The organism is Spiroplasma endosymbiont of Clivina fossor, from assembly GCF_964031115.1.
GTDB lineage: Bacteria > Bacillota_I > Bacilli_A > Mycoplasmatales > Nriv7 > Nriv7.
Genome location: NZ_OZ035006.1, coordinates 1,984,285 through 2,010,200, shown reverse-complemented (window position 1 = coordinate 2,010,200; position 25,916 = coordinate 1,984,285). Strand labels below are relative to the sequence as shown.

The 25,916-nt window shown below is 26.0% G+C and carries 26 protein-coding genes, 1 other RNA gene and 3 pseudogenes; 8 read left to right on the top strand and 22 right to left on the bottom strand.

Translation table 4 applies throughout. The features are described 5' to 3' along the window. Window positions 1–3 precede the first annotated feature (3 nt). The 8 genes from AAHM82_RS12175 to AAHM82_RS12140 form a co-directional block, all read right to left on the bottom strand. On the bottom strand, window positions 4–978 hold the full coding sequence (locus AAHM82_RS12175) for a hypothetical protein (protein ID WP_342264113.1): 975 nt from the start codon (window positions 976–978) through the stop codon (window positions 4–6). Window positions 979–1,495: 517 nt separating this feature from the next. Next, entirely contained in the window at window positions 1,496–2,152 is a 657-nt protein-coding gene (tmk, locus tag AAHM82_RS12170; protein ID WP_342264112.1) for a dTMP kinase, read from the bottom strand. A 15-nt stretch (window positions 2,153–2,167) separates the two neighbouring features. Continuing rightward, window positions 2,168–2,578, bottom strand: a complete 411-nt coding sequence (locus AAHM82_RS12165) for a toprim domain-containing protein (RefSeq protein WP_342264111.1) — start codon at window positions 2,576–2,578, stop codon at window positions 2,168–2,170. A gap of 12 nt (window positions 2,579–2,590) precedes the next feature. Continuing rightward, on the bottom strand, window positions 2,591–2,788 hold the full coding sequence (locus AAHM82_RS12160; protein ID WP_342264110.1) for a hypothetical protein: 198 nt from the start codon (window positions 2,786–2,788) through the stop codon (window positions 2,591–2,593). Between the two features lie 20 nt (window positions 2,789–2,808). Next, complete coding sequence (gene dnaX, locus AAHM82_RS12155; RefSeq protein ID WP_342264109.1) at window positions 2,809–4,626, bottom strand: DNA polymerase III subunit gamma/tau; 1,818 nt, start codon at window positions 4,624–4,626, stop codon at window positions 2,809–2,811. A gap of 93 nt (window positions 4,627–4,719) precedes the next feature. Then, on the bottom strand, window positions 4,720–5,175 hold the full coding sequence (locus AAHM82_RS12150; RefSeq protein WP_338967813.1) for a nucleoside deaminase: 456 nt from the start codon (window positions 5,173–5,175) through the stop codon (window positions 4,720–4,722). Window positions 5,176–5,207: 32 nt separating this feature from the next. Further along, window positions 5,208–5,302, bottom strand: an RNA gene (ffs, locus tag AAHM82_RS12145) — signal recognition particle sRNA small type. Window positions 5,303–5,441: 139 nt separating this feature from the next. Beyond that, on the bottom strand, window positions 5,442–5,894 hold the full coding sequence (locus tag AAHM82_RS12140; protein WP_342264108.1) for a hypothetical protein: 453 nt from the start codon (window positions 5,892–5,894) through the stop codon (window positions 5,442–5,444). A 73-nt stretch (window positions 5,895–5,967) separates the two neighbouring features. Here AAHM82_RS12140 and AAHM82_RS12135 point away from each other — a divergent pair. Beyond that, a pseudogene (locus AAHM82_RS12135) lies at window positions 5,968–7,177 on the top strand (IS256 family transposase). Here the strand turns inward: AAHM82_RS12135 and AAHM82_RS12130 are convergent. The 6 genes and pseudogenes from AAHM82_RS12130 to gyrB all read right to left on the bottom strand — a co-directional run bounded on the left by AAHM82_RS12130 (window position 7,178) and on the right by gyrB (window position 14,721). After that, the gene (locus tag AAHM82_RS12130; RefSeq protein WP_342264107.1) at window positions 7,178–7,438 is read right to left on the bottom strand and encodes a hypothetical protein; all 261 of its coding nucleotides are present in this window, start codon (window positions 7,436–7,438) and stop codon (window positions 7,178–7,180) included. Between the two features lie 69 nt (window positions 7,439–7,507). Further along, window positions 7,508–7,597 (bottom strand): annotated as a pseudogene (locus AAHM82_RS14980) (IS1/IS1595 family N-terminal zinc-binding domain-containing protein); the annotation flags it as partial. A 190-nt stretch (window positions 7,598–7,787) separates the two neighbouring features. Next, window positions 7,788–8,747: an IS1/IS1595 family N-terminal zinc-binding domain-containing protein gene (locus AAHM82_RS12125; protein WP_342264106.1), complete on the bottom strand. Its 960-nt coding sequence runs from the start codon at window positions 8,745–8,747 to the stop codon at window positions 7,788–7,790. Window positions 8,748–9,044: 297 nt separating this feature from the next. Beyond that, window positions 9,045–10,325 carry a serine--tRNA ligase gene (gene serS, locus AAHM82_RS12120; RefSeq protein WP_342264105.1) on the bottom strand — a complete coding sequence of 427 codons (1,281 nt, stop codon included), beginning with the start codon at window positions 10,323–10,325 and terminating at the stop codon, window positions 9,045–9,047. Window positions 10,326–10,358: 33 nt separating this feature from the next. Further along, window positions 10,359–12,797: a DNA gyrase subunit A gene (gene gyrA, locus AAHM82_RS12115; protein WP_342264104.1), complete on the bottom strand. Its 2,439-nt coding sequence runs from the start codon at window positions 12,795–12,797 to the stop codon at window positions 10,359–10,361. A 13-nt stretch (window positions 12,798–12,810) separates the two neighbouring features. Further along, the gene (gyrB, locus tag AAHM82_RS12110) at window positions 12,811–14,721 is read right to left on the bottom strand and encodes a DNA topoisomerase (ATP-hydrolyzing) subunit B (protein ID WP_425289036.1); all 1,911 of its coding nucleotides are present in this window, start codon (window positions 14,719–14,721) and stop codon (window positions 12,811–12,813) included. Between the two features lie 447 nt (window positions 14,722–15,168). On the opposite strand from gyrB, the gene AAHM82_RS12105 reads away from it, so the two are divergent. After that, window positions 15,169–15,998 (top strand): IS5 family transposase gene (locus AAHM82_RS12105; protein WP_342263339.1). Its coding sequence is split into 2 segments (ribosomal slippage): window positions 15,169–15,565 and window positions 15,565–15,998, totalling 831 coding nucleotides; the frame shifts between segments, so codons are not numbered across the junction. A 144-nt stretch (window positions 15,999–16,142) separates the two neighbouring features. On the opposite strand, the gene AAHM82_RS12100 is transcribed toward AAHM82_RS12105, so the two are convergent. Then, a complete protein-coding gene (locus AAHM82_RS12100) occupies window positions 16,143–16,868 on the bottom strand; it encodes a transposase (RefSeq protein ID WP_342264102.1) in 726 nt (241 codons plus the stop codon). A gap of 54 nt (window positions 16,869–16,922) precedes the next feature. On the opposite strand from AAHM82_RS12100, the gene AAHM82_RS14975 reads away from it, so the two are divergent. After that, window positions 16,923–17,363 (top strand): transposase family protein, encoded by a 441-nt coding sequence (locus tag AAHM82_RS14975; protein ID WP_342263396.1) that lies wholly within the window; start codon window positions 16,923–16,925, stop codon window positions 17,361–17,363. Further along, the gene (locus AAHM82_RS14970; protein ID WP_425289022.1) at window positions 17,360–17,752 is read left to right on the top strand and encodes a transposase family protein; all 393 of its coding nucleotides are present in this window, start codon (window positions 17,360–17,362) and stop codon (window positions 17,750–17,752) included. Before AAHM82_RS14975 ends, AAHM82_RS14970 begins: the two co-directional genes overlap by 4 nt. Before the next feature lie 59 nt (window positions 17,753–17,811). Here the strand turns inward: AAHM82_RS14970 and AAHM82_RS12090 are convergent, their stop codons facing one another. Together AAHM82_RS12090 and AAHM82_RS12085 are read right to left on the bottom strand one after the other, a co-directional pair. Further along, window positions 17,812–18,231 carry a transposase family protein gene (locus AAHM82_RS12090; RefSeq protein ID WP_342264846.1) on the bottom strand — a complete coding sequence of 140 codons (420 nt, stop codon included), beginning with the start codon at window positions 18,229–18,231 and terminating at the stop codon, window positions 17,812–17,814. A gap of 5 nt (window positions 18,232–18,236) precedes the next feature. Beyond that, on the bottom strand, window positions 18,237–18,629 hold the full coding sequence (locus AAHM82_RS12085; protein ID WP_342263426.1) for a transposase family protein: 393 nt from the start codon (window positions 18,627–18,629) through the stop codon (window positions 18,237–18,239). 190 nt (window positions 18,630–18,819) lie between these two features. Here AAHM82_RS12085 and AAHM82_RS12080 point away from each other — a divergent pair, with 190 nt between their 5' ends. Beyond that, on the top strand, window positions 18,820–19,524 hold the full coding sequence (locus AAHM82_RS12080) for a transposase (protein WP_342264101.1): 705 nt from the start codon (window positions 18,820–18,822) through the stop codon (window positions 19,522–19,524). A 94-nt stretch (window positions 19,525–19,618) separates the two neighbouring features. Here the strand turns inward: AAHM82_RS12080 and AAHM82_RS12075 are convergent. The 4 genes and pseudogenes from AAHM82_RS12075 to rpmG form a co-directional block, all read right to left on the bottom strand. Then, window positions 19,619–19,921 (bottom strand): annotated as a pseudogene (locus AAHM82_RS12075) (DegV family protein); the annotation flags it as partial. Window positions 19,922–20,071: 150 nt separating this feature from the next. Further along, the gene (gene nusG, locus AAHM82_RS12070; protein ID WP_342264100.1) at window positions 20,072–20,671 is read right to left on the bottom strand and encodes a transcription termination/antitermination protein NusG; all 600 of its coding nucleotides are present in this window, start codon (window positions 20,669–20,671) and stop codon (window positions 20,072–20,074) included. A 16-nt stretch (window positions 20,672–20,687) separates the two neighbouring features. After that, on the bottom strand, window positions 20,688–21,053 hold the full coding sequence (locus tag AAHM82_RS12065; protein ID WP_342264099.1) for a hypothetical protein: 366 nt from the start codon (window positions 21,051–21,053) through the stop codon (window positions 20,688–20,690). A 24-nt stretch (window positions 21,054–21,077) separates the two neighbouring features. Next, window positions 21,078–21,227, bottom strand: a complete 150-nt coding sequence (gene rpmG, locus AAHM82_RS12060) for a 50S ribosomal protein L33 (RefSeq protein WP_215826970.1) — start codon at window positions 21,225–21,227, stop codon at window positions 21,078–21,080. Between the two features lie 740 nt (window positions 21,228–21,967). Here rpmG and AAHM82_RS12055 point away from each other — a divergent pair. The 3 genes from AAHM82_RS12055 (at window position 21,968) to AAHM82_RS12045 (ending at window position 24,958) form a co-directional block, all read left to right on the top strand. Beyond that, entirely contained in the window at window positions 21,968–22,378 is a 411-nt protein-coding gene (locus tag AAHM82_RS12055) for a hypothetical protein (protein WP_342264098.1), read from the top strand. Continuing rightward, window positions 22,369–22,920 (top strand): hypothetical protein, encoded by a 552-nt coding sequence (locus AAHM82_RS12050; RefSeq protein WP_342264097.1) that lies wholly within the window; start codon window positions 22,369–22,371, stop codon window positions 22,918–22,920. Before AAHM82_RS12055 ends, AAHM82_RS12050 begins: the two co-directional genes overlap by 10 nt. Before the next feature lie 385 nt (window positions 22,921–23,305). Next, the gene (locus AAHM82_RS12045; protein WP_342264096.1) at window positions 23,306–24,958 is read left to right on the top strand and encodes a ribosome-inactivating family protein; all 1,653 of its coding nucleotides are present in this window, start codon (window positions 23,306–23,308) and stop codon (window positions 24,956–24,958) included. Between the two features lie 189 nt (window positions 24,959–25,147). Here the strand turns inward: AAHM82_RS12045 and AAHM82_RS12040 are convergent, their stop codons facing one another. Next, a complete protein-coding gene (locus tag AAHM82_RS12040) occupies window positions 25,148–25,489 on the bottom strand; it encodes an IS3 family transposase (RefSeq protein WP_342264095.1) in 342 nt (113 codons plus the stop codon). Window positions 25,490–25,916 lie beyond the last annotated feature (427 nt).

Below are 25,916 nucleotides of genomic sequence, written 5' to 3'. Positions count from 1 at the left end.
TTTTTAAATTTTTAACATCATAATTATAAAGTAATCAACAAGTAAATTTTTATTAACAGGAAACTTTAATCTTTCTAAACATTCATAAATTATCGTTAAAAAATAATTTTGTTTATTAGCAATTTTGTTAGTAACTTCCTTAATAAATTTTTGTTGCGTAATAAAATATTGTGGAAATTCTAAAAAACTATCTTTCATTATTAAAATTATTAATTTTCAAAATAAAGATAAATAATTTTTCTCTAATTTATTAATTTTATTAGACAATAAGTAATTATCTTCATTATTATCATTAATAAAATTAGTAATAAAATCCAATGCTAGCAATTTGATTTCCAAAAATTTAGCATAATCCACATTCGCAACAATTTCATTTCAATCAGAAAAACAATTACTTATTAGCTTAGCATCCTCAAAAGCAACTTTTCATTCATTAATAAGTTTTGTTGTCACTATCTCAAAATCAATTGGTAATAATGTTAAAACTTGACTGCGTGAAATAATTGTTGGTAAAACACGATTAATACTTTTACTAGTAATAATAGCATACGTGTTAATTGGTGGTTCTTCTAAAAATTTCAACAAACTATTATTAGCTTCCAAACTACCATCTTCAATATTTTGAATTAAATAAATCTTTTTATTTGTTATTTCTAACGAAGACAAACTAAATTTACTAATAATTTCACGAATCATTTCTTTTTTTAATTTTTCAGAACATAAATTTAAAATAACAAAATCAGGATAACTATTACTAATGACGCGTTGACAATTATTACATTTTCCCTCACACCAATTAATATCTTCACATACTAAGCGACAAGTTAAATATATTGCTGACTGATAATTAATTTCATCACTATTACTAGCAATAATTAACGAATGCGGAAACATATTATTAATTAAATAATTTTCAATTATCCTAATAAATTTTTTTGATAACATATTAACATTCAACATTCGTGTATTTGACTCCATTAAATAGTTTGATTAAGTTTGGACGCGTAAAGTTTTGTTAGGTGGGAAAATATTTGATTAATTTTGAAAGAAAAGTAACTACAATTTAATTATCGTTTTATTTGAAAAATAAGTAATAAAACAAAATATTTACTATTAACAAACATAATCTTAATAAAAGGTTATAAAAACTAAGTAAAATGCTTATAAAAACAACATTAAAATAATTTTTTACAACAAAAATCATACATAAGAAATATATACTTAATTTGCATATTAAAATAATTTATAGTAAATGATTATTTTTTCTAATTTTAAAGATAAGTATTGACAGGGTAAAAAACCCTTATTAAATATAGGGATTTGTAAAAACACGGTTTTACTAAAAACCCAGCAAAATCAAGGTTTTATTGAAATATCAATACTTATCTATAAAATTAAAGATTATTTTTTCTTTTTTCAAAAATACCTAAGAAAACTAAACGCGACCAATAGTTTTAAATAAAAAGTAAATAGGAATAAAATTTGTAATGATTAACTAATTAACATTCATATTTAAAGTAAGCAAATGCTTTTGTACTAAAACTCACACTTGTTCAAAAACAATTTTTATATCTGGTTTAGCATTAATTGCTTTAATGCGTTGCGGATTCTGACTAAGTAAAATTCGATATCCTTCATAAACCTTTTGATGAAAGTCTAATTGTTCTAAATCCAAGCGATTTAATTCTGACATCGTTCTAAAATCTTTAATCCGTTTTAAACCAATTTCTGGTTCAAGATCAAAAAAAATTGTTAAGTCCGGTTTGGCATTACCAATAATAGTATTTTGAATATCATTTAAAGTTATAATTCCTAAACCACGACCTAAACCTTGATAAGCTGAGGTGGAATCAATAAAACGATCACAAATAACAATTTTATTATCTTGCAATGCTGGTAAAATAACTTCAACCGTATGTTGCCTTCTAGCAGCAATATACAACAAGGCTTCCGTTCATTTATCCATTTCGGAATTTCCTTTATCTAAAATAATTTCTCGAATTTGTTCCGAAATTTTTACTCCTCCTGGTTCACGAGTTAAAATTACATCATAATTTTCTTGACGTAATTTTTCTTTTAGCATTTGCCCAACAGTTGTTTTTCCCGAACCTTCAGTTCCTTCTAATGATATAAAAAATGGTTTTGAATTCACAATTTTAATTTCTCCTTACGATAATTTTTTTCTACCTTCTAATGATTTTTTTAATGTAAACTGATCAGCATAATGAATTGTTGCTCCTACTGGTAAACGGTGAGCAATTCTAGTAATTGAAACATCAGAATAATTTTTTAATAATTCATTAATATATTGCGCTGTTAATTCCCCATTAATTGTTGGACTAGTAGCAATAATTATTTCTTGTCACTTTTTATTACTAACACGAGTTAACAATAAATCTAAAGATAAATCATTTGGTGAAATACCTTTTTGTAAATCAATTTCTTGCATCAAAATATGATACGTGCCATTAAATACTTGATGATTTTCTAATGTTCATAAATCTTGCCAATTACTAACAATGCAAAGACAATGCAAAGAACATTTTGTTCCCTTTTCGTATCTTGACAAATCGTACATATTTTTTCATTACTAAATATTATTGCATTGCCTACATAATATTAATGAGTCTCGCACTTCTTGTAATGTGGTAACTAAGCTATTAATAAAATCCGATTTTTGCAAAAATATTTGTAAAACCATCCGTTCAGCATTCTTTTTTCCTATTGCTGGAATTTTTTTTAAAATATCAACTAACTTTTCTAAAACTTCAGGATATTGCATTGTCATTTACTTGATTCTCCTTTAAATTAGTCAATTAAGATAATATTATCAAATAATTCTTGCACCGTTTGATAAACTGAATTATCTAATAACTTCTCTTTGACAATAATATCTTCTTCTTGACGATAATAATCTTTAAAATTAAGCCCATATGGCGTTGGTAACTTATTAGCAATTCGTAATTGATAATATTCTTGGCGAATATATGCTAATTCTGGCGTATGAACCGCCATAATAATTAAATTTTTCGTAACCAAAATATCTTTTAAAAATTCTTGCATATTTTTAGTAAAACTATAATTATTAATAATTGTTGCTTGGCGTTCAATAGGACAAGATAAAATAATTGCCCCCTTCATGGCAGCGACAATTGTTGTATCAACTAACATTTTAGCAATCTTCTGAAACGAACTATGAGTTAAATACTCATTAATCAAATTTCAACGATTACTATATTCTGTTCTTAAATACTTATCAGCTTGCAATAAAACATTAAGATAATCCATCATTTCTCAAATAAAAGGTTTATTAATAACACTAATATTATTAGTTTCAGAAACATTTTCATCTTTTTCATCTTGGTTTTCACCATCATTTTGTGGTATAATTATCTTATTGGTCTCTTGTTTTAAATCATCAATCGCTACTACTAACTCCGAATCATTTAATGTTAATGATTCTTTTTTATTGTCAACTTGCTGGCTTTCGACAGTAGTAATTATTTCATCAGGATGACTAACCTCAGTCGTTACTATTGAAGCCATATTTTGAAAGTAATTCATATTTTTAAACGAAGCAATTTCAAAATACATTATTGCGTTGTTACTAAAACGATAATTATTTAACGCCTCTAAGTAATTTTCAATAATTTTTAATAATTGTTCTTGTGTCAAAATACTAAACGGAAACGAATCATCAGGATCTAAAATCATCAATATTTCTTTATTAGTAGTACCTTTATAAATAATAATTTCTTTACAAATATTAATTAAATCAATTGTTAAATTATTAATATCAACACCAACTTGAAGAAAATTATTAATAGTTTGCAAAACTTTTAATGTCTTATTATTAATAATGTCTAACAAAAACGCAATTTTTTCAGCTTTACTTGGAATCATAAAAAGCATATTAACACTTGCTAAATTAACAACTTCACGATTATAAGCAATTATTTGTTCTAAAATACTTAATGAATCACGAACCGCTCCTGAACTTAAAAGCGCAATTTGTTCTAAACCATCTTTTTCATAAGGAATTTGTTCTTGTTCTAACACTGTTATTAAATTTTGCACTAAATTATTTTTATTAACTAATTTAAAATCAAATTTTTGACAACGAGAAACAATTGTTAAAGGAATTTTATATACTTCTGTCGTTGCTAAAATAAAAATCGCATGTCGTGGTGGTTCTTCTAATGTTTTTAATAAAGCATTAAAAGCACTAATCGTTAACATATGAACTTCATCAATGATATATACCTTATATTTACAAAGGGATGGTAATAACGAAATTTTTTCTTTTAATTCTCTAATTTCATCAACACCATTATTTGAAGCACCATCAATTTCTAATAAATCAAGACAAGAATTATTATTAAAACTTTCACAAATGTAACATTCATTACAAGCTTCACCATTAATTATTTTTAAACAATTAACAGTTTTAGCAAAGACTTTAGCAATTGAAGTTTTACCAACCCCTCTTGGTCCACAAAGCAAATAAGCATGACTAAATTTATCATTAATAATTGCATTTTGTAACGAAGTTACAATTTGATTTTGACCAATAATTTTGCTAAATTTATTGGGACGATATTTTCGATATAGCGTTAAATATTTCATTTAGTAATCCACCCTTTATACTTATTAAGATTATAGTCTCAATAAAATTATATAATATTATGGCAGTCAAAAAAATTTTATTTACAATTATTATTAATTTTTACGAACTTCTTGAAAAAACCTTTGTAAAATTTGTTTTACTGGCAATTCTAATAACCCTTCATCATATGAAGCCTGATGATTAAACTTATTTTTATCTAATAATTGATTTTGTGAAACAACAGTGCCAAACTTAGGGTCACTAACAGCAAAAAAAACTTTTTTTATTCGCGACTGTAAAATCGCTCCTGTACACATTAAACACGGTTCTAAAGTTGAGTATAAAACGCAATCATTTAGTCTTCATTGACCTAATGTTTTAGCAGCATTAGCGATAGCAATCATTTCCGCATGCTCCAACGGATTATTATTAACTTCTTTCGAGTTATAACCTTGACCAATAATAATACCATTCGGATCAACAATTACTGCTCCAACTGGAACATCACCATTTTGATATGCGATTTTAGCAAGGGATATGGCTACTTTCATATATTTAATATGTGGCATTTTTTTACTCCTATTTTATTAATTTATTTTAGCATAAAAAAAATACCACTACACATAGCACTTTTCCTTATGGCTGCTACTTTCGTCCTGATCAGATTCAGAGGTTACTATTGTAATGGTTATGTTAATTATAATACATAACTAGGAAAAATAGCAATAAATTTTTTTTAATTTTGTCGAAAACTCTTGATAAAATAAAAAAAAATCATCAACTTGATAATTTTAAAAGGCTTTTATGTAAAATTACTATTTTTACTTTAACTTTTTTATACATTAAAATATAATACCGCTGTTTGTTGGTTTGGAGTTAAGCCCTTATGTTGGTATTTTCATTTTCAGAGATTTAAATAATTTTGAATATTAGTAAAACCTAAACCATGATAATGAATTAAGGCTTCTTTAAGACTAGATTGTAATTTACTGATTTTATTTAAGTTACGATAACTAGCTTCAGAATTAATTGTTGTTTTAGTTACACATAAAGTAGAATTTGTTTGTTTTGCTACTAAAAAATATAATTTTTGCATATCGGAAGTAATAATTGAATTTTCGTTAATTAATTCTTTGTTCATATTTTCAATAACTCATTGTTTTTGTAAACGTTTGGTGTTTGTGAATTTAACATAAATATTGTTATTATTATCAATTGCCATTTGAATACAGCATTTAGTATTAGTTGCGAATGGGTCAAGGTGAAAAAAATTCTTGGTCCTGTCCAAAATTCTGTGTTTCGATAATTCATTCTAAATTATACTTAAACGAAGGAGAACAGAAAATGACAAAAAAAAAAAAATAAAAAAAGAACCTGATGCAATTGATAAAGTTGTTGATTATTTTTTAGAAAATATTGATAATCCACAAGATTTATTTAAAGGCAATACTATTTTTCAGGAATTTACCAAAAAATTAACTGAACGAATGTTAAATACGGAAATTAAAGATTATCTTGAAACTGATGAGAATCATAATAAAAGAAATGGCAACACACAAAAAACCATTATTACTAAAAATGGTTCAATCGCAATTGATGTACCAAGAGATCGAAATAGTACTTTTGAACCAGTAATTATTCCGAAAAGACAAAGAAGATTTGATAACTTTGATCAAAAAGTAATTTCTTTATATGCAAGAGGAATGACAATTTCTGATATCAAAGCACAATTGCAAGAATTCTATTACGGAGCAGAAATTTCAGAAAGTTTAATTAGTCAAATAACTGATGATGTTATTGAAGAAGTTAAAATGTGACAAACTAAACCTTTAGAGAAGATTTATCCGATTGTTTATTTTGATTGTATTGTTGTTAAAGTAAAGCAAGATAAACGAATAATAAATAAAGAAGTTTATCTTGCCTTAGGAATTAATTTAGATGGTTTAAAAGATATTTTAGGAATGTGAATTAGTGAGAATGAGGGACCCAAATTTTGACTTAATAATCTTACGGAAATGAAAAATTGTGGCTTACAAGATATTCTTGTTGCTTGTAGCGATAATTTAACTGGAATGTCTGATGCAATAGAAGCTGTGTTCCCAAAAACACAGCACCAATTATGCATCGTTCATCAAATTCGTAATAGTTTAAAATTTGTCCCTTACAAAGGATCGCAAACTTGTAGCTAATGATTTAAAATCAATTTATACAGCAATTAATGAAGAAATAGCGCTAGTTGCTTTAGATCATTTTTCAGAAAAATGAAATAAAAAGTATCCACAAATTACTAAATCATGAAAAAATAACTGAAATAATTTAATAATTTTTCTTGAATATCCTCAAGAATTTAGAAGGATTATTTACACAACTAATGCGATTGAATCTGTTAATAGTCAACTAAGAAAAGTTATTAAGAATAAAAAGATTTTTCCTAATGACGCATCAGTTTTTAAAATATTTTATTTAGCATTTCAAAATATGGTTAAGAAATGAACGATGCCAATTCAAAATTGGGGTAGTGCAATTTCACATTTAATGATAAAATTTGAGGACAGAGTGAATTTAAGTTAATTACTTAGAGACACAGTTAATTGTACAGTTCCGAATTCTTCGTGGATCAGTTTTATATTTGAAATTTCCTTTATGGATTTCTTTAATGAATGTTTCATCGATTTGGATTTTACCAGATAATTTTTTAAATTTTAATTGGGTATTTTCTAATTGTTTTGATTTCATTAATTTTTGACGATTATATCAAGCAGTTTTTAATGTAGTTTTAATAAAACGAGAAATTGTTTTACTAGATTGCCCCAGCAATGAAATTTGAATCAATAAATTTCATTGTTCATAATTTAAATGACTTCAATAAATAAAATGATTACGAAAAGCGTCAAAACTTGCACGGCAATTTTTACATAAATATTTTTGTTTTCCTTCTGAATTATGTCCATTTTTAACGCAATGGTAAGATTCACATTTAGGGCATTTAATACCTTGCGCTCTAAATTTTTGATCAATTTCATTTAAACGTTTTTGTTTTTTTATTAATTCTGCTTGTTGTTGGACTTTTTCATAAAATTCTTTTAATTTTGTCGAAAACTCTTGATAAAATAAAAAAAATCATCAACTTGATAATTTTAAAAGGCTTTTATGTAAAATTACTATTTTTACTTTAACTTTTTTATATATTAAAATATAATACCGCTGTTTGTTGGTTTGGAGTTAAGCCCTTATGTTGGTATTTTCATTTTCAGAGATTTAAATAATTTTGAATATTAGTAAAACCTAAACCATGATAATGAATTAAGGCTTCTTTAAGACTAGATTGTAATTTACTGATTTTATTTAAGTTACGATAACTAGCTTCAGGATTAATTGTTGTTTTAGTTACACATAAAGTAGAATTTGTTTGTTTTGCTACTAAAAAATATAATTTTTGCATATCAGAAGTAATAATTGAATTTTCGTTAATTAATTCTTTGTTCATATTTTTAATAACTCATTGTTTTTGTAAACGTTTGGTGTTTGTGGATTTAACATAAATATTGTTATTATTATCAATTGCCATTTGAATACAGCATTTAGTATTAGTTGCGAATGGGTCAAGGTGAATTCTTCGTGGATCAGTTTTATATTTGAAATTTCCTTTATGGATTTCTTTAATAAATGTTTCATCGATTTGGATTTTACCAGATAATTTTTTAAATTTTAATTGGGTATTTTCTAATTGTTTTGATTTCATTAATTTTTGACGATTATATCAAGCAGTTTTTAATGTAGTTTTAATAAAACGAGAAATTGTTTTACTAGATTGCCCCAGCAATGAAATTTGAATCAATAAATTTCATTGTTCATAATTTAAATGACTTCAATAAATAAAATGATTACGAAAAGCGTCAAAACTTGCACGGCAATTTTTACATAAATATTTTTGTTTCCCTTCTGAATTATGTCCATTTTTAATGCAATGGTAAGATTCACATTTAGGGCATTTAATACCTTGCGATCTAAATTTTTGATCAATTTCATTTAAACGTTTTTGTTTTTTTATTAATTCTGCTTGTTGTTTGACTTTTTCATAAAATTCTAAAAATTGATCATCTGTTAAAGTATTTACTAGTTCTTGAATTATTTTTTCCATAATTATTATCCACCTCTATCATATTAAAATATACCTAAAATTAAGTATATTCAATAAATATCAAGAGTTTTCGAGAAAATTAAAATAAATTTTAAAAAATTAGATTGTTAATTGTTTCATGTGAAACAATTAACAATCTAAAATTAAACACATCTTATATCACTTTAAAATATTACTGCTATTTCCCAAACCGCATAAAAAATAAATTTTAAAATCTTTAATCTAAACTATCAATTAAATCCAATCAATAAAACAAAATTCTAAAAAAAGATGTTTCATGTGAAACATCTTTTTTCCTTAAACGGTAATCTTTTCTAATCCTCCTAAATACTTTTGCAATATCTTAGGAATCACAACTGTTTTACCATCAGATTGATAATTATTTTCTAAAATTGCCGCTACCAAGCGATCAACTGCTAATCCCGAACCATTTAATGTATGAACTAACTTAGCATTATCTTGTGACTTTGCTTTATAACGAATTTTTCCTCTTCGGGCTTGAAAATCTTCACAATTAGAACAAGAAGAAATTTCCCGATATTTATTTTGTGAAGGCATTCAAACTTCAATATCATAAGTTTTCGCAACACTAAATCCTAATTCACCCGTACAAAGTTCAATAACGCGGTATGGTAGTTCTAAAAGTTCTAAAATTTTACAAGCATCATTAGTTAACTTTTCTAATTCATCATATGATTGTTCTGGTTTAGTAATTTTAACTAACTCAACTTTATGAAATTGATGCAAACGAATTATTCCTCGTGTATCCTTACCAGCTGCTCCCGCTTCAGAACGATAACAAGTGGTATAAGCACAATATTTTAACGGTAACTTATGACCATCAATAATTTCATCTTGATATAAATTAGTTATTGGTACTTCTGCCGTAGGAATTAAATAATAATCTTTTTCTTGTAATTGAAATAAATCTTCTTTAAATTTAGGTAGATTTCCCGTAGTAATTAATGAATTTGCATTAACAATTGTTGGCGGAATAATTTCCTCATAACCAGATTGATAATGAACATCTAACATTAAATTAATTAAGGCACGAACTAATTGAGCACCAGCGTTTTTATAAATAACAAAACGACTACCAGTTATTTTTGTTGCCCGAATAAAATCAATAATATCCAAATCTTTCGCAATATCTCAATGCGAATGCGTTGATTTTAAAGCCTTGTTTTCATTTCATTTTTTAACTTCAACATTATCGGCTTCACTTATCCCAATCGGAACAGTACTTTCAGGAATATTTGGTGTTTTTAACAACAAATCCTTAATTTCACTTGCAACAACTAGTAATTGCTGTTTTAATGTTTCAATTAATAACTTATTACTTCCCAAATCTTCTTTTAAGACCTCAATTTCATTAGTTTTTTCTTTGTTTACTAATGACGCGATTAATTTTGATTGTTTATTATGTTCTGCTTGTTTTTGCTCTAATTTAGTAATAATTTGTTTGCGTTTCATATTTAATTGTTTAACTTTTTTTAAATACAAAAAATCAGCATTTCTGGTTGTTAATCTTTTAATAACTTCATCAATATTTTCTGATAAATAATTTATATCAATCATTTTAGCAAACCCTTTCTTATTTTAAGAATAATTCTAGTTAACAGAAATAATAGCACTAGTTTTTATCTTTTGTTCTGATTTTAACTTAATTAGTTTAACACCACTACTATTTCTTTGAGAAATTTTCATTTCACTCAAATTAACACGAATCCCAATACCGTTATTCGTAACAATTAACATCTCTTCATTCCCTTTAATAGCTTTAATCATAACAATATCACCAGTTTTAGGAGTTAATTTCATTGCTTTAACACCTTTAGTAGCTCTTTTTGTTAAACGAAATGACTGCAAAGGTGTTATTTTACTTAAGCCATTTTCAGAAATAGTAATAATATTACTTCCCGTCGCACTAGTACAGCCCCCAATAACAAAGCAATCATTATCCAACATAATTCCTTTAATTCCTGTGGCTTTTCTTTGTAATAAACGAATTTCCTTTTCATTAAAATGAATTGCTTTACCATTGCTAGTAGCAATAATAATTTTCGTATCACCAGTTGTTAATAAAACTTCAACAAGACTATCATTAGTTTTAAAATCAATTGCAATTTTACCTGTTTTACGAATTGAATCAAACTCACTAATAGCAGTACGTTTCACAATCCCATTTTTAGTAATAAAAAATAAATACTGTTTACTATTTTCTGAATTTACGGCAATTAAAGTTTTGATTTTTTCTTTTCGTTCAATATTAATTAGATTAATAATTGGCGTTCCTCTTGCTACGCGTGAAAAACTACTAATTTCATAAGCTTTTAAACGATATACTTTACCGACATCACTAAAAAACAAAATATCATCGTGTGTATTAGCAATAATAATAATTCTGGTATCATCGGTTTCACCTAAATTTATTGTATTAACACCTGTCCCACCGCGTTTTTGGGTACGATATTCATCTAAATTTAACCGCTTAATATAACCATTTTCAGAAAAAATAATAACTACCGGTTCATTTTTAATTAACGATATTTTATCAATGGTAATATCCTCTTCATCACTAGTAACAATTGTTCTTCGCGGATCACCATAATTATTTTTAATTGTTATTAACTGCTTACTAATAATTTTTGTTTGTTCACCGACATCTTGTAAAATTTTTTGACATTGAGCAATCTCAGCATTTAATGTTTGTAATTCTTCTTCTAATTTAACTTGTTCTAAACCAGTTAATCTTTGCAAACGCATTTGTAAAATCGCTTGAGCTTGAATTTTACTTAACGCAAATTCGCTAACTAATTTGTCAATTGCTTCTGCTGGGACATTTGTTTTTTTAATTAAACGAACAATGGCATCAATATTAGATAAAGCAATAACTAATCCTTCACAAATATGAGCCCGTTCTTGATTTTTTTGTAATTCAAACTTAGTTTTGCGAACTAAAACAACAAATTGATGTTCTAAATATGCTTGTAAAATTTGGAGTAAATTCATAAGTTTGGGGCGACCATTATTTAAAGCAATTAAATTAATTGAATGTGTTGATTGTAACGGTGTCATTTTATATAACTTATTCAATAAAATTTTACTACTAACATCATTTTTTAATTCCATTACTACTCTAATCCCTTCGTGATTAGATTCATCGCGTAATGCATAAATACCTTGAATTTCTTTATTTTTTACTAAGTGCGATATTCTTTCAATTAAGCGAGTTTTATTTAATTGATAAGGAATTTCGTTAATAATTAAAGCTTTACGACCATTTTTAAATGTTTCTTCACTTACTTTTCCCCGTACCGTAATCGTATCACGACCTGTTAAATAAGCTTTTCTAATTCTTTGATTACCAATAATACTTGCTCCCGTGGGAAAGTCTGGTCCTTTAACAATATCTTGCGAAATTAATTGTTCAACGGTAACCTGAGGATTTTCCAACACATAAATTAAAGCATCAATAACTTCATTTAAGTTATGTGGCGGAATATCAGTTGTAATACTAACAGCAATTCCTTTTGAACCGTTAACTAGTAAGTTAGGAAAAGATGCTGGTAATACTTTCGGTTCTCGTTCGGTACTATCATAATTATCAACAAAATCTACTGTATCCTTATTCATATCATTTACTAATTCATTAGCTAATTTACTCATTCGTGATTCCGTATAACGCATCGCGGCTGGATTATCGCCATCAATCGAACCAAAATTTCCTTGACCATCAACTAACGGATAGCGTGATGAAAATTCTTGTGCCATTCTGACCATTGAATAATACACAGCAGTATCACCATGCGGGTGATATTTCCCAATAATTTCTCCCGTAATTCGAGCTGATTTTTTATATGGTTTATCATAAGTTATTCCTAAATCATACATAGCATATAAAATTCGGCGATGCACTGGTTTTAAACCATCACGAACATCAGGAATCGCTCGGGAAACAATAACTGACATTGCATATTCTAAAAAACTTTCTTGCATTTCTTTACTAATATCAATATCCTTGACATTATGTTGCTTATCTAAATTCATTTATTTCACCTTCCTAAATGTCAAGATGCTTAACATACTGGGCATTCTCTTCAATAAATATTTTTCGCGGTTCTACTTGTTCACCCATTAACATAATAAAAGTCATATCAGCAATACTAGCATCTTCAATTGTTACTTTTAGTAACTGGCGATTTTCAGGATTCATTGTTGTACTTCATAATTGTTCAGCATTCATTTCTCCAAGTCCTTTATATCTTTGAATACTAAATTTTTGATCATCTTTTAACGATTTTTTAAAATTTTCTAATTCTTGATCAGAATATACATAATTACTCTTTTTACCAACTTGGATTTTATATAATGGTGGTTGCGCAATATACACACAACCAGCGACAATTAATTCGTGCATATAACGATAAAAAAATGTTAGTAATAGCGTTCGAATATGAGCACCATCAACATCAGCATCCGTCATAATTATTACCTTATGATATCGTAACCGATCAATATTAAAATCTTTATTAACACCACAACCTAATGATGTTATCATTGTTAAAATTTCATCATTTTCTAATACCCGTTCAATTCTTGCTTTTTCAACATTAAGAACTTTGCCTTTTAATGATAAAATAGCTTGAAAATTACGGTCTCGTCCCATTTTCGCAGTACCACCCGCCGAATCACCTTCAACCATATAAAGTTCACTAATCTTAGCATCATTACTACTACAATCAGCTAATTTACCTGGTAGTGGTGCCACATCAAGTAAATTTTTCTTACGAGTAATTTCACGAGCTTTTCTTGCTGCCATTCTTGCTCTAAAAGCCAATAATGTTTTTTCTAAAATATTCTTCGCAATTTGTGGATTTTCCATTAGAAAATTTTTAATAACATTACCAATCGCATTAGAAACTATTTGTCTAGCGACTTTATTACTTAATTTAGCTTTTGTTTGTCCTTCATATTGCGGATCAGATATTTTAAGAGAAAGTAAAGCAACTAAACCTTCTTTTAAATCATCTCATAATAATTTTTCATCATTACTTTTAATATACTTATTATTTAATGCATATTTATTTATTTCTCTTGTTAGTGCCAAACGCAATCCTTCTTCATGTGTTCCACCTTCAGAAGTATTAATGTTGTTACAAAAAGAATATAACTGCGTATGATATGTATCATTATATTGCGCAGCAAATTCAATATGGGTATCATCATATTGGTAATCACTATAAATTATTTCCTTATGAATAACAATGCGGTCACTATTTAAATCAGCAACATAATCACGAAGACCATTAAAATATTGAAATACTACTTGGCGTTGTGCTTTTTCATCAATAAGAATAATTTTTAGACCCTTATTTAAAAATGCTAATTGTTTTAATCGCGTTTTTAAAGTTGTGTAATTAAATGATTGACCTTCTTCAAAAATACTAATGTCCGGCATAAAATGAACAACCGTTCCTCTTTTGTCAGTTGTACCCGTAATTTTTAAAGCTTCTTTGATTTTTCCCCCATTATGAAATTTTAAATCATAAATATTACCATCACGGTATATGGTGACATCTAAATAACTACTTAAAGCATTAACAACCGAAGCTCCCACACCGTGAAGACCGCCAGATACTTGATAAGTTTTACCATCAAACTTACCACCAGCATGTAATACAGTAAATACTGTTTCTAGAACAGAAATTTTACTTTTAGGATGAATATCAATTGGAATTCCACGACCATTATCCTCAATAACAATTTCATTATCATTTAACAAAGTAATTTTAATTTCGTTACAATAGCCACCCATAACCTCATCAATTGAATTACTAATAATTTCTCATGCTAAATGATGTCATCCTTCTTTAGAAATATTTCCAATATACATTCCCGGTCGTTTACGAACTGCTTCTAAACCTTCTAAAATTTGAATTGAAGACGCATCATATTTTCTTTTCAACACTAAAATCTCTCCTATCACACATTGATGTTTTTACTACTATAAATTTACACCGAATATAAGTAATTATACCACTTTTAAGGACATTTAGGAAATACAATCAAGACACCACACCACAAGGTCGCGGCGTTTAGTTTTCTTAGGTATTGCTTTGAAGAAGTAAAACAATCAGCTAATTATATTATTTAATTACTAAACTAATCTTGCCTTTCTTGTTATTGTCATTTTTATTCGTTATGATTTTATCATATTATTGAATTTTTACACAATAAAAAATTTTTAATTTTGTCGAAAACTCTTGATAAAATAAAAAAAATCATCAACTTGATAATTTTAAAAGGCTTTTATGTAAAATTACTATTTTTACTTTAACTTTTTTATACATTAGACTTCTTGCAAAATTAATTTAAAATATAATTGAATTGTTGTTTTTAATAAAAAGGTGGAATTTAAATGAAATTTAAAAAAAATAATCAAATAAGTGATAAAAATTTTTTAAGATTAACTGGTATTAAACATACTACTTTTAATAAAATGCTAGAAATTTTAAAAATAGAAGAATTAAAAAAGAGATTTCGTCGCGGAAGAACCAATAAATTATCATTAGAAAATCGTATTTTAATGACTTTAGAATATTGAAGAGAATATAGAACTTATTTTCATATTGCAAAAAGTTATGATATTAGTGAAAGTAGTTGTTATAGAAATATCAAATGAATTGAAGACACTTTAATAAAACACCCTAATTTTCAACAACTTACTGGTCAAAAATCACTATTAAAAGATTATTTCAAAGATAAGACTGTTATAATTGATGTAACTGAAAGCCAAATCCAACGTCCAAAAAAAGACAAAAACAGCACTACTCAGGAAAAAAGAAAAAACACACAATAAAAACACAAGTTATAATTGAAAAAGATAGTAAAAAAATTATTAGTTCTGATTTTTCTTATGGTAAAAACCATGACTTTAAAATTTTAAAAGATTCAAAAATTAAATTTTTACCAGAAACAACTGTTTTAGTGGATTTAGGTTATCAAGGCATACAAAAAATTAATCATAATGTTTTAATTCCTAAAAGAAAATCAAAGAAAAACCCTTTAAATAAAGAAGAAAAGCAAAATAATGAGCGAATTTCAAAAATGAGAATTGTTATTGAAAATGTTTTTGCTATACTTAAAAAATTTAAAATTATTAGTGAAAAATATCGAAATCGTAGAAAAAGATTTGCTTTAAGATTTAATTTAATAGCTTCAATTTATAATTTACAACTATTAGTTTAAATATATTTGATAATTTAAAATTTCAGTCTTTTTTTATTGTAAATAATAATTTTTATTATGTTTTAATGACAAAATATTTGTAAAAATAATCTAAAAATTATTTTAATAACACTTTTATATTTATTTTAAATTTAAAAATTATAATTATCATATTAATTTTGCAAGAAGTCTATTAAAATATAATACCGCTGTTTGGTGGTTTGGAGTTAAACCCTTATGTTGGTATTTTCATTTTCAGAGATTTAAATAATTTTGAATATTAGTAAAACTTAAACCATGATAATGAATTAAGGCTTCTTTAAGACTAGATTGTAATTTACTGATTTTATTTAGGTTACGATAACTAGCTTCAGGATTAATTGTTGTTTTAGTTACACATAAAGTAGAATTTGTTTGTTTTGCTACTAAAAAATATAATTTTTGCATATCAGAAGTAATAATTGAATTTTCGTTAATTAATTCTTTGTTCATATTTTCAATAACTCATTGTTTTTGTAAACGTTTGGTGTTTGTGGATTTAACATAAATATTGTTATTATTATCAATTGCCATTTGAATACAGCATTTAGTATTAGTTGCGAATGGGTCAAGGTGAATTCTTCGTGGATCAGTTTTATATTTGAAATTTTCTTTATGGATTTCTTTAATAAATGTTTCATCGATTTGGATTTTACCAGATAATTTTTTAAATTTTAATTGGGTATTTTCTAATTGTTTTGATTTCATTAATTTTTGACGATTATATCAAGCAGTTTTTAATGTAGTTTTAATAAAACGAGAAATTGTTTTACTAGATTGTCCCAGCAATGAAATTTGAATCAATAAATTTCATTGTTCATAATTTAAATGACTTCAATAGACTTCTTGCAAAATTAATTTAAAATATAATTGAATTGTTGTTTTTAATAAAAAGGTGGAATTTAAATGAAATTTAAAAAAAATAATCAAATAAGTGATAAAAATTTTTTAAGATTAACTGGTATTAAACATACTACTTTTAATAAAATGCTAGAAATTTTAAAAATAGAAGAATTAAAAAAGAGATTTCGTCGCGGAAGAACCAATAAATTATCATTAGAAAATCGTATTTTAATGACTTTAGAATATTGAAGAGAATATAGAACTTATTTTCATATTGCAAAAAGTTATGATATTAGTGAAAGTAGTTGTTATAGAAATATCAAATGAATTGAAGACACTTTAATAAAACACCCTAATTTTCAACAACTTACTGGTCAAAAATCACTATTAAAAGATTATTTCAAAGATAAGACTGTTATAATTGATGTAACTGAAAGCCAAATCCAACGCCCAAAAAAAGACAAAAACAGCACTACTCAGGAAAAAAGAAAAAACACACAATAAAAACACAAGTTATAATTGAAAAAGATAGTAAAAAAATTATTAGTTCTGATTTTTCTTATGGTAAAAACCATGACTTTAAAATTTTAAAAGATTCAAAAATTAAATTTTTACCAGAAACAACTGTTTTAGTGGATTTAGGTTATCAAGGCATACAAAAAATTAATCATAATGTTTTAATTCCTAAAAAAAAATCAAAGAAAAACCCTTTAAATAAAGAAGAAAAGCAAAATAATGAGCGAATTTCAAAAATGAGAATTGTTATTGAAAATGTTTTTGCTATACTTAAAAAATTTAAAATTATTAGTGAAAAATATCGAAATCGTAGAAAAAGATTTGCTTTAAGATTTAATTTAATAGCTTCAATTTATAATTTACAACTATTAGTTTAAATATATTTGATAATTTAAAATTTCAGTCTTTTTTTATTAGACTTGGTACATAACTATAACTAGCTTAATTCAAAATTATATATTCCTGAAATTAAGTTAAATCGTAATCCAAATCTTCTAATCTTATTGCGATAACGATAAACTAGTATTTTAAATCTTTTTAATCTAGCAAAAACATGTTCAATGACAATTCTAACTTTACTTAAAAAGCTATTATATTCCTTTTTATCTGGATTTAAAGGATTATTTTTACTCTTTTTAATTGGCAATAATGTATTTTTATGAACATTTTGCAAACCTTGATATCCTGAATCGGCAATTAATTCTAATTTTGGATTTATAAGTGTATTTGATTTTAAAAATAACTTATAATCATGAGTACTGCCATAACAAAAATCTACTGAAATAATTTTATTGTTAAATAAATCAATAATTATTTGCGATTTTAATGAATGTTGCCTTTTCTTACCAGAAAATAATAATTTTAGTTTTTTTTAATTCTTTCAATTGGAATTTCTGTAGCATCAATTGCTAATAAATTATTAGTAGTACCCTTATTTTCTAATAATATCTTTTTGCCAGGTATATGAAAGTGACTATTTTTTATTAGAGTATTTTCAACTCAAAAGATATTACGAATACAACTAACATGACTAATATTATATTTTTTTGCAATAATACGATATGTACTATATTCTTTTCAGTATTCTAAAGTCATAAGTAATCTTTGCTCTATTGATAATTTATTTGGTCTACCACCAATTTGTTTTTGTTTAGCTTCACCTTCTTTTAAAATTTCTACCATTTTCATGAAAGTTTTATATTTTATGCCTATTAAACTATAAAATTCGTTTTCGTCTTTGTATTTATCTAACATTTGTACTTCACCTAGGAAATAATATTATCAAAATAGTAGATAAAATTAAAGGTTATGTACCAAGTCTATTGTAAATAATAATTTTTATTATGTTTTAATGACAAAATATTTGTAAAAATAATCTAAAAATTATTTTAATAACACTTTTATATTTATTTTAAATTTAAAAATTATAATTATCATATTAATTTTGCAAGAAGTCTATTGAAGTCATTTAAATTATGAACAATGAAATTTATTGATTCAAATTTCATTGCTGGGGCAATCTAGTAAAACAATTTCTCGTTTTATTAAAACTATATTAAAAACTGCTTGATATAATCGTCAAAAATTAATGAAATCAAAACAATTAGAAAATACCCAATTAAAATTTAAAAAATTATCTGGTAAAATCCAAATCGATGAAACATTTATTAAAGAAATCCATAAAGGAAATTTCAAATATAAAACTGATCCACGAAGAATTCACCTTGACCCATTCGCAACTAATACTAAATGCTGTATTCAAATGGCAATTGATAATAATAACAATATTTATGTTAAATCCACAAACACCAAACGTTTACAAAAACAATGAGTTATTGAAAATATGAACAAAGAATTAATTAACGAAAATTCAATTATTACTTCTGATATGCAAAAATTATATTTTTTAGTAGCAAAACAAACAAATTCTACTTTATGTGTAACTAAAACAACAATTAATCCTGAAGCTAGTTATCGTAACCTAAATAAAATCAGTAAATTACAATCTAGTCTTAAAGAAGCCTTAATTCATTATCATGGTTTAAGTTTTACTAATATTCAAAATTATTTAAATCTCTGAAAATGAAAATACCAACATAAGGGCTTAACTCCAAACCAACAAACAGCGGTATTATATTTTAATGTATAAAAAAGTTAAAGTAAAAATAGTAATTTTACATAAAAGCCTTTTAAAATTATCAAGTTGATGATTTTTTTTATTTTATCAAGAGTTTTCGACAAAATTAAAAAGTATTTTTAGTATCTAACAAAATTATTCGACCACAATATTTTTCTTCCTTACATAACATTAAAGCCGTATTATATTGTCCAGAAATTTCTTTTGCGAGTGGAAGAAAAACTATTATCTCATATTGTAAAAGTAAATCATCTCACATTGCTTCCAAATCGCCAAGTAAAGCTTGACTAGTTTTTACAGTTGCCCTTTTAGTAACAACAAAATTAAAAAGTTGTGTATCACTAATTTCCTCGTTATCTTTAAAACTCTTGTTACTATTAATAGAAATCATTAATGGAATAACAACAACATTATATTTTTTTGTTCTAAAGTACTAAATCCTGCTGATGAATCAGTCATAATAACTACCTTTTTCATTATCAATTAACCTTCTCATTTAAAAATTTTTAAAAAAGAAACTAATTATAAAAATTAATTTCTTAATAAGATTATTTTAATACTAATTAACTTTCTCACAATAACTAAATTCAGCTTCCACAGGAACATATCTTCCCCCAAAAACTTCAATATTAATTGTTGCTACTCCCTTACTATAATCCATACCAGTAACTTCACCTTCTTTATTCTCAAAAGCTCCTGATAATATTTTAACTAGGTCTCCTTCTTTAAAATCAGCAACAAATACTTGTTGAACTTTTTTACTACTAATATTACTTTTTTCTTCACTGCGTCTTAACATATCTCTAGCTTCAGTACGCGATAATGGAAACGGTTTGGATCAATTTCCACTAGACCCAATAAACCCAGTAACACCAGGAGTATTTCTAACAATAAATCAAGCATCATCATTCATAATCATATTAACAAACAAATAACCCGGATATGGATTTTTGCCAATCATTGATTTTGTTTTTTTTGACATTTCTTGCTGTTTCACAATCCGCACATCAAAAATAAAGTCTTTCATATTTAAAGTTTCAACTCGTTGTAATAAATTTTCTTTAACTTTTTCTTCATGACCACTATAGCAATTAATTGTATATCACTTACCTAATAAATCACTAGAATCCTTTTCTTGTTTAATATCTTCTTTTATCATCTTTTTCTACTCCTTATTAAATAACTAAAATTTTACTAACTTCTAAAATTAATTGTAATAATGTTTGAACAATTGCAAAGAAAATCGCAAAGAAAGTAATAAATCCAACAGTTAATCAAAATTTTTTATTTAACTGCAAACTTTTTGCTCAACGAACACGACGTATTTCTCTAGTCATTAATAATGGTAAATCCAGTAAAGATTTTTTAAATCTCTGACCACGATTTCCATTTATTTTTGAATCTAAAATACTTTTTTTAATAATCGCCTCTTTAGTTTGTGAACTAACTTTTCTTTGTCCTAAAATCGGTTTAGTTTTTTTAACTTTCAATACCTTATGTTCCGATTTTACCTTTTTTACTTTGTGCTTTTCTTTGGCCATCAATATTTATTTCCTCTCTAAATATTATCTTGTTTCCTTATGAATTGTATGTTGATTACAGTGCTTACAAAACTTTTTTAAAGATAATCTAACAGTTTGATTAGAACTATTAGTAAAAGTATTATAGTTTCTTGACAGACATTGATCGCAAACTAAAATAATTTTTTGTTGCATTATCTTTCTCCCTTTTATCCATATACATTATATAATAACAAAAATATGCTGTCAAATAATTAGGGTCGCGTGGTCGCGTTTAGTTTTCTTAGGTATTTTTTAAAAAAGAAAAAATAATCATTTACTATAAATTATTTCAATATGCAAATTAAGTATATATTTCTTATGTATGATTTTTGTTGTAAAAAATTATTTTAATGTTGTTTTTATAAGCATTTTACTTAGTTTCTATAGAATTTTATTGAGATTATGTTTGTTAATATTAAATATTTTGTTTTATTACTTATTTTTCAAATAAAACGATAATTAAATTGTAGTTACTTTTCTTTCAAAATTAATCAAATATTTTTCCACCTAACAAAACTTTACGCGTCCTTGCTATGTTTTTATTTTTTTATTTCGTTACTCATTTTCCTAACAATACTATTCACAAAACAATTAACAATATATTTCAAACAAATCAAATTATTAAATAATACTACTAAGTATTTTAGTTAAAATATTGTATAATAATATTAAGTATTTAATAAGTTTTTTAACTTTGTTAAATTCGATTTAAGTTGAGGAACAACAAACCTTTAGGCACGCTGACCGGCCGAAACCCCGCGCTATCAACATCTCGTTGGGAGCGCGGGGTTTCGGCTTAATGTTTCTTGTTCTTGTGTTCTTTATTTTTCTTGACTTTCTGGCCAGAAAGTCAAGAAAAATAAAGAACACAAGAACAAGAAAAGAAACCGCTATTGGAGACTAAAGTAATGGGTGAATTAGAAAAAATATTATTTATAATAAACCGATGAGGATATTTGAATTTAGAACAAATTGCTTTATTGTTAAATAAAAATATTAAAACAATTCAATTACAAAAAGAAAAATTAGTAAAATTGAAAATGCTTAATGTAGATACGCTACCAAAGAAAAATTATTATACTTTAACCAGTAAAGCCCAAAGTCATTTAGGGCGAGAACACAAAAAAAGTATTAAAGTCAATTACTATGAATTACAACACCAAGATATGTTAACCAAATGACTTATAGCACAAAATGACATAATTTCATATCAAACGGAGCGAGAGTTAAAAATGGAAAATGGCAATCTCAACGCTTATCCGGATTTAATAATTACAAAAACCGATGAGGATATTTGAATTTAGAACAAATTGCTTTATTGTTAAATAAAAATATTAAAACAATTCAATTACAAAAAGAAAAATTAGTAAAATTGAAAATGCTTAATGTAGATACACTACCAAAGAAAAATTATTATACTTTAACCAGTAAAGCCCAAAGTCATTTAGGGCGAGAACACAAAAAAAGTATTAAAGTCAATTACTATGAATTACAACACCAAGATATGTTAACCAAATGACTTATAGCACAAAATGACATAATTTCATATCAAACGGAGCGAGAGTTAAAAATGGAAAATGGCAATCTCAACGCTTATCCGGATTTAATAATTACAAAAACCGATGATAGCGAAATTTACATTGAATTTGAACGCACCAGAAAATCACCAGACCGTTTTAAAACAAAGCTGATTAATCTTCGTGAATGACTTATCAACGGTGGCAAAATTCACTGAGTTAGTCCCACACAAAATCTTATAAATTGAATTAAAAATCAAATCAATAATATTGGTGCATATCCATCGCAACACACATACGAAATTTGAAATAACGAAAATAATCAATAAAAGAAAGGAAACAAATTGTAATATACCACAGACTATGACAAGCACAAGAAATTCTTATTAAAATGGGGTCGCGTTTAGTTTTCTTAGGTATTGCTTTGAAGAAGTAAAACAATCAGCTAATTATATTATTTAATTACTAAACTAACCCGACCATTTTAGGTATTAATTTTAATAAAGTTTAATTTAGTTAACTTATTTTTGCTTTAATAATAATTTTTTCTAGAAGTAGTATTAAATAATATGAAAAATGATAGAAATTCTTATTTAATAAGTTATAATCAACTTGTATTAATTAGACTGTGCAAATTTAAGAAAGGATGTTGATTATTAGGTAAATTTTATTAATTAGTAAAAATTTACATAAAAGCAAAGGGTTTGATTAAGTATGAAAAAATTACTCGCTATGTTAACGACAATTACGAGCTTATCGAGCATAACACCAATAGTCTTGGCGAATGCTCCAATGATGAAAATGCAAGAAAATAAAATAGTAAATAATGAAATTAATTATTTACAAACAAATAATTTAAAAAATTTAAATAGAGTAAAAAGAGAAAATAATAATACTAATTTACATGATAACATTAGTAATAAAAATTATTATTTATATCATAGTAGTTGAACAGCATCGGAAATAAATACTTCATTAATTAATAAATCTTTAGCAATAGCAACAAATTCAGATTCTGGTGTTTACTTTGCTACTGTTAATGGTGTTTATTATATGAGTTCTGGAGCAACTTCAACTTCAACTAAAATTGGTGGAATAGATGAACCAATTGCAGAGATAACTATTTCACCAAGTGATAGTGTTTATTTTACTGCAGTTAGTGGTAGTGCTTACTTTTTAAGTAGTGATTGATGAACTGCAGTAAGAATTGATACATATTATAATGTTCCAGAAATAAAAAATATTTTATCAATAAAAGTAACTGATGGAAAAGCAGTTTATTTTTCAACTGATCATGGAATTTACTATATGAGAAAAAATAGTTGAACTCCAACTAAAATTGGTGGAATAGATGAACCAATTGCAGAGATTGTTATAGCACCAGATGATAGTGTTTATTTTGAAAGTTTTTTTTCGCAACCTCTTCCGCATCTTCCAAACATTCAACGCAGAGGTGACACTTCCACTTCTCCCCCTACACTAGTGGTTGATAATGACGATAATGAAATCACTGAAGCGCGATTATTAAGTGCCGGGAATGGTAGTGCCATAAATGGTATAAGTCAGGGATTTCTCAATTTTGTTAATTCTTTCTATGGTACAGATTGCACAAGAGGAGTTCAAGGTTATTTACGTGATGAAAGAATTATAATATCTCAAGAAATAACAAATAATCAAGGTCTGACAAGAGGAATTCCTTATCAATTAAATAATCAAAATGGTTATTTTGTTGTAAATGTTGATATACGACAACAATCAACAGAAAATAGAAGACTTCAGTTAGTTTTTAGAAGAAGTGATTTATTTTTAAAAGGATTTATTATTAGAAATGGTGATAGTTATACTTCATCTGGAACTTATTATTATTTTAATAATGCTGTTTATTGAGATTTAACTGGCAGACAAGTTAATGTAAATCAAAATGTACCACTAAATATTGGAAGTTCATATACCGGAAGTAACGGGCTAGGGGCTAATGTTTTAAATCCTAGTATTAATTGAGATTCAACAATTAGTTCATTTAATAGGTTAATAGCTCATAATACAGGTAATCAAATTGATAGTAATTTTAGAAATGCATTGACAAGAGTTATTTTTGCTACTTCAGAAAGTTGACGTTTTCATCATTTATTTCCAAGAATTGCCGAAACATCAGTTGATGGTAGTTCATTTAATTGAGATACTTATCAAAGTACTTTAACTAATTGAGGTAATGCAAGAAATTTAAATGCTATTGATGTTAGGACATTTTATACACTTAATAGTAATACACAAGAAGGTCGCCATAGAAATACTATTAATCTTCGAAATCTTAATTTAATACTTTATACCTGTATAAATATAGCACTTATTAAAAACATTAAATAAAAAAATGGAATGCCCCTATAAAGTAGACACAAAAATAAAAACATTTGTGTAAACTATAAATGAGGTGCATTTTATTTATGAAAAAAATTCATAGAAGTAAAGAATTAATTATTAAAATTTTCAATTCACTGATATACGGCTGATTTTGAAATTCCGTATTTGGTATGGCAACCCTTTTTTGGACAATTTTTATATGGACTGCTGTTTTCTAAATTCAGCGGGTGTTAAATAATTTAGGTTGCCGTGAATTCGAATATTGTTATATCAATTAACAAAATCAAATAGTTCGCATTTTAATTGTGTTAAGTTTGCAAATTTTTTACCCTTGATAAATTCCGTTTTAAAAGTTTTGTAAGTTGTTTCAGCCATAGCATTATCATAAGGACAGCCTTTATTGCTTAATGATCTTTTAATATTAAAGGTTATTAAAATTTCATCAATGATTTTATTTTTGAACTCATTACCACGATCAGTATGAAATAAAGCAATTTGCTTTAATGGTCGTGTTATTTTATGAAAAGCTTGTTGCACTCTAGTTTAGCGGTTTTGTTTGGCCTGGCACTATAGTCAATTATTTCGCGATTAAACAAGTCAATTAATAAACAAATATAATGTCATTTAGCACCAACTTGCACATATGTTAAATCACTAACAACAACTTCATTAGGTTTTTTGTTATTAAATTGACGATTTAAAACATTACTAATTTGGTCATTATTAACGGTTGTTTTATGATTACGATATTTTAATTTGGTGTATTTAGAAACCAAATTATTTTTGATAATAAGGAATCTGATTTTTCGACGTGATAAGATCATATCTTTTCTCATTAAAATAGCTTTAATTTTACGAGCGCCATAAATCTTACGACTTTTATTAAATGCACTGATAACTTCTTCTTCATAATTATTAACATCATACTTAACACAATTATTAGTTTGATAATTATCATATTAAT